Genomic DNA, 4,832 nt, shown 5'->3' with positions numbered 1-4,832 from the left:
GCCGTCTGACGAGCGCCCTTGAGGCAACACGCTCAGAAATCCTTGAAAGACTCAACCCTCGCCGACGGAACCGCAGCAGCCCGCGGGCCGTCAAGCGCATACATGTCCATGCCTACAGAGCGAAACGCCGCACCGAGACCACAACTCGCCACGAAGACAAGCCGCATATCAAAATCCTCGCTGTGGCCTAACTGAGTGGCATTGCGCTGCGAACTACGTCGCTCACCAAGGCATTCACCGGACGTGAGGGCGGCCTTCACTTGACCCGGTGCTCCGTCACAGAGATACGGGATCAACCGAAGGCCGTTGTCACGAGTGTGGTGTGCCGCGATGTCCGGCGCGAAGCGTTCGCGGAAGCGTCACGCTTCCGGGGCAAGCTCTGCGAGTGTCTGACCGCCCGGCGTGACGAGCTGTTCGAACTGACCGACGCGCTGCTGTGCATCGACGGGCCGGTGGCCTCGCCGGTGGACCTGACGCTGCGTTCGCGGCAGGATTCGGGGGACGGCGTTCGGCTTGGCCCAGATGGTCTCGTGGCGGATCAGCCAGCCGTCTGCCTGCAGGGCGAGCATCGGCCGCCACGGTAGGCCCAGCAGGGACTTCACCGGTACGGACGGCTGGCCGGGGGCGACGATGCGGCGGGCCGCGTAGCCGGCGGCGAGGTTGATCCTCCCGCGTCCCGGGGGTGAACGGGAGAGCCGTATCGGCTGCCGGACGGCGGGCGATACGGGCCGTCGTGGGCGATGAACGCCAGCGGCAGCCGCGCTGACGGGCGTCGCGGACCACACCCGCCGAACTCGCCCGGCTGATCCGCGGCCACTGGAACGTCGAGCCCCTGCACCACGTCCGGGACGTGACGTTCGCCGAGGACGCCTCCCAACTGCGAACCGGCTCCGCACCGCGCGCCATGGCGACCTAGCGCAACCTCGCCATCAGTGCCCTCCGCCTCGCCGGGAAGACCAGCATCGCAGCTGGCCTCCGGCACAGCGCACGCGACGCCGCCAGACCGCTCGCCCTCCTCGGACTCACATGATCACCAATCGGACACCAGGCGACTACGCCGAAGCCCTGGGTGTGGCAGCAGCTGTCCAGGCTTCGGGGACGAGGCGGCCGCAGGCGTCCGCGTCCGCTGGATCCGGCCGTGATCGCGCAGCCGCGCCGGGCTCCTGGTGGGCGGGCGCGCCTGCACCCGTCCACCAGGAGCTTCTTCATGGCAACGGCTGGAGCAGGCGCAGGTCGACGGCGTCGCCCATGGCGCGGTAGCCGGCGTCCGACGGGTGGAGATGGTCACCGGAGTCGTAGGCGGGGTTCAGTTGCCGGGGATCGGCCGGGTCGCGGACGGCCGCGTCGAAATCGATGACCGCGTCGAAGATGCCGCCGGTACGGATCGCGTCGTTCACGGCTTGGCGGACGGACTCCCGTTCGTCGTTGTAGGACCGCCAGCCCCGGAACGGGGTGATCGTCGCGCCGACGACACGGATCCCCTGCGCGTGGGCGCGCGCCACGTTCTGCCGCATGGCGTCGATCAGCGCTTCCGGGTCCGGGTGGGCCAGGTTGCCGATGCCGTTGATGCCCTCGAAGAAGATCGCCGTACGGGCACCCGTCGGCGTCAGCATGTCCCGTGTCAGCCGGGCGGACACGTTCTCACCGCCGATCCCCCCGGCCGCCGCGCTGTCGAGAATCCTGCTGCCGCTGATCCCGCTGTTGAGCACGCTCAGGCGGGTGGGTCCCGGCGCCGCCGCGAGCCGGTCCGCCAGCACATCCGGCCAACGCGCATCGCCGTTGACCGTCGAACGGTCCCCGTCGGTGATGGAGTCGCCGAAGGTGACCACGGCGCCGCGGACCTGCCGGGCTTGCACCTCCAGCCCCGTCACGTACGACCACGCGCCGGTCTGCTGGGTGAACGCCGTGCCCGTCTCGTCCGCCGCATGGTCGCCGACGGTCAGGAACGACGTCTGGTACGCCCGGGGATGTTCGGTCACCGGCCCGGACGGGTCGGGCGTGTACACCGTCGCGAGCACGTCGCCGTCCTCCGGCACCGCAAGAGAGACCGGGTCGCTGACCACCTCCGCACCGGCCGGGATCGTGATCGAGTCCTGACCGCCGAACGTTGCCGTCCGCATGGTGCCGCCGACCGCGTCCGGCGCGTCCGGACGGGCCGCCACCGCCAGCGTCACCCTGCTCATCCGCACCGGCGCCGTTCCGTACACATTGGACAGCCGGACCCGCGCCCGGTCTCCGCCCACGCTGGTGTGGACCACGTTGCGGAACGAGGTGTCCGCGAGCCCTTGCCCGGTGCCGGGGGCAGGCCGTGCCATGGCCGTCCCCCACGTGCCCACCCAGCCGTCGGGACCCCTGGCACCGAGGCGGTCCAGTGGCACGGCCGCCGCCATGGCCCGGTATCCGGCGTCATTGGGGTGCAGGTGGTCACCCGAGTCGAACTCCTGCCGGAGCCGATGCGGGTTCGCCGGGTCGCGGAGTGCGGCGTCGAAGTCGACCACTGCGTCGAACGCGCCGCCGGTGCGGATGAAGTCGTTGACCGCCTCTCGTACGCCTTCCAGCTCATCGGTGTAGTTGCTGGAGTCCTCGAAAGGCGTGAGCGTGCCGCCGATGACCCGCAGCCCGCGTGTCTGCGCCTGCGCCGCCACCTGCCGCAGCGCGGCCACGATCTCCGACGGCTCCTTGTGCTGCGGCTGTCCGCCGATGTCGTTGATGCCCAGCTGCACGATCGCCGACTGCGCGCCCTGCGCGGTCAGCAGGTCTCTGTCCAGCCTGGCCAGTGCGTTGGGATTCCAGGTGCTGTTCAGCAACCGGTTCGAGCTGACGCCCGCGTTCAGCACCGCGAGCTTCGTCGGTCCCGGACGCGCGATCAGCCGGTCCGAGAGGTAGTCGGGCCACCGGCGGTTGGCGTTCCGGGTCGAGTTGTTGCCGTCGGTGATCGAGTCGCCGAACGTGACCACGGCGCCGGTCGCGCCGCCCTCCACGTCGACGCCGCTGACATACGGCCAGAAGGAAATCTCCTCGGCGAACGCATCGCCCGCTTCCGCGGCCGCATGGTCACCGCTGCCGCTGAGGTAGGAGGTCTGGTTGGCCACTTGGTGGTAGGTCACGGGGCCGGACGGCTCCGGCGTGTACACACTCACCAGCAAGTCGCCGTCCTCCGGCACGGCAAGGGAGACCGGGTCGCTCTGCACCTCGCCCCCCGGCGGGATGACGACTGACGACGCACCGCTGAACGTCAGCGACCGCATCGTGCCCGCGACCGCGTCCGGTGCGTCGGGCCGTGCCGCCACCGCGACGGTCACGTCACCCATGCGCACCGGCGCGGTGCCCAGCACGTTCGTCAGCTCGATCCGTACCCGCGACCCGCCCGCGCTTGTGTGCACGACGTTCCGGATAGTCCGGTCCGCGTACCCGGTGGCGACGCCCGGCACCGTGCCGGACGCGGACGCCGCCCAGGTGCCGACCCAGTCACCGGATATCTCGGGTCTCTCGGGTCTCTCCGCAGCAGCAGGACTCGTCACGGCCGGCACACCCAGCGCCAGCGCCACGCCCGCTGTCAACACCACTTTCCAGAGGTAGGACATGGGATGTTCCTACAGAAGGACAGGTACGCGGTCAAGCGTTGCATCCGGCACCTCGGCTGCCGCAGCACCTCGGCTGCCGCAGCACCACGCTCATCGACGCGCTCACGCGCCCGCCAACAGGGCTCCCTGGTCGAACCCGACCGGCTGCGCTTCGACTTCGCCCACTTCGCCGCTCTCATCCCCGACCAGCTCGGCGCCATCGAGACTGCTGTAAACGACCACATCCTCGACGACCCCGGCGTACGGGCCTGGTACGCCGACCGGGCGGATGCCGAGGCCGCCGGGGCACTCGCCTTGTTCGGCGAGGAGTACGGCGACACCGTCCGCATCGTCGACATCGGCGACTTCTCCCGCGAACTGTGCGGCGGCACACACGTCGCCCACGGTTCCCAGGTCGGCACCTTCCGCCTGTTGTCCGAATCCTCGATCGGCTCCAACCTCCGCCGTGTCGAGGCCCTCACCGGGCACGGGGCCCTGCGCCACCTCGACACCGAGCGACAGTTGCTGAACGAACTGGCCGCACTGCTCGGCACCCGCCCCCAGGACGCACCCGACACCCTCCACAGGCGCTTGGAGGCCCTTGCGACCGCCGAGGCCGAGCTCACCAGGATCAGGCAAGCCCAACTGCGATCCGAGGCCGCTCAACTCGCCGACAGCGCCCGCCACGTCGGCGAAGGACAGCTCGTCGCCCAGCAGATCACCGACGTCACCCCCGACGAACTGCGCATGCTGGCCACAGACACCCTCGCCCGACTCTCCGCAGGACAGTCGGTAGTTCTCCTCGCCACGCGCCACTCCAGAAGGCCCTGCTGATCGCAGCCATCTCCCAGGAACTGACCAGCCGCGGCGCGCAAGCAGCCCAGATCCTCACCCGTGCCGCCAGGGCAGTCGGCGGCGGGCGGAGGCACCGGGGCCATCGCCAGTGCCGCGGGCGCCGCCCCGAAAGCTCGATGAGGCGCCCTCACCGCAGCAATCGAGGACGCCACCACATTGATCAACAACAACTGACGTCAGCCGTGGTTGGTTCGCCCAGCCTCCGGGCGGACCAGAGTAATTGTCAAGAGCTGTGGATCGGGGGCGGAGATGAGGGCGAGGGTGCCCTCGTTCTGTCGTGATTCCTTCGATGGTTCGGTGAGTGCCGAACCGTCCGGCCGGTAGCGTGCCGGGTCCTGTGCGGGAGGTGCCCGCGCTGGCGACGCCGGAGGCAACCCGATGCCGGAGACAGACCTGAAGCAGCAGCTCGCCGAG

Annotated in this window: 2 protein-coding genes and 1 pseudogene; 2 read left to right on the top strand and 1 reads right to left on the bottom strand. The window is 70.0% G+C overall.

The features are described 5' to 3' along the window. Positions 1-317: 317 nt before the first annotated feature. Positions 318-506: pseudogene (locus tag B124_RS36830) on the top strand (NF041680 family putative transposase); the annotation flags it as partial. 699 nt (positions 507-1,205) lie between these two features. Here the strand turns inward: B124_RS36830 and B124_RS36825 are convergent. After that, on the bottom strand, positions 1,206-3,584 hold the full coding sequence (locus B124_RS36825) for an SGNH/GDSL hydrolase family protein (RefSeq protein WP_496507376.1): 2,379 nt from the start codon (positions 3,582-3,584) through the stop codon (positions 1,206-1,208). 3 nt (positions 3,585-3,587) lie between these two features. Between B124_RS36825 and B124_RS36820 the strand changes: the two genes are divergently transcribed. After that, the gene (locus tag B124_RS36820; RefSeq protein ID WP_496507375.1) at positions 3,588-4,397 is read left to right on the top strand and encodes a hypothetical protein; all 810 of its coding nucleotides are present in this window, start codon (positions 3,588-3,590) and stop codon (positions 4,395-4,397) included. The last annotated feature ends 435 nt before the right edge of the window (positions 4,398-4,832 follow it).

It is taken from the genome of Streptomyces sp. CNP082, from assembly GCF_059570535.1.
Note: the sequence above shows the minus strand (reverse complement) of the source record. Positions and strands in the feature narration are given on the sequence as shown.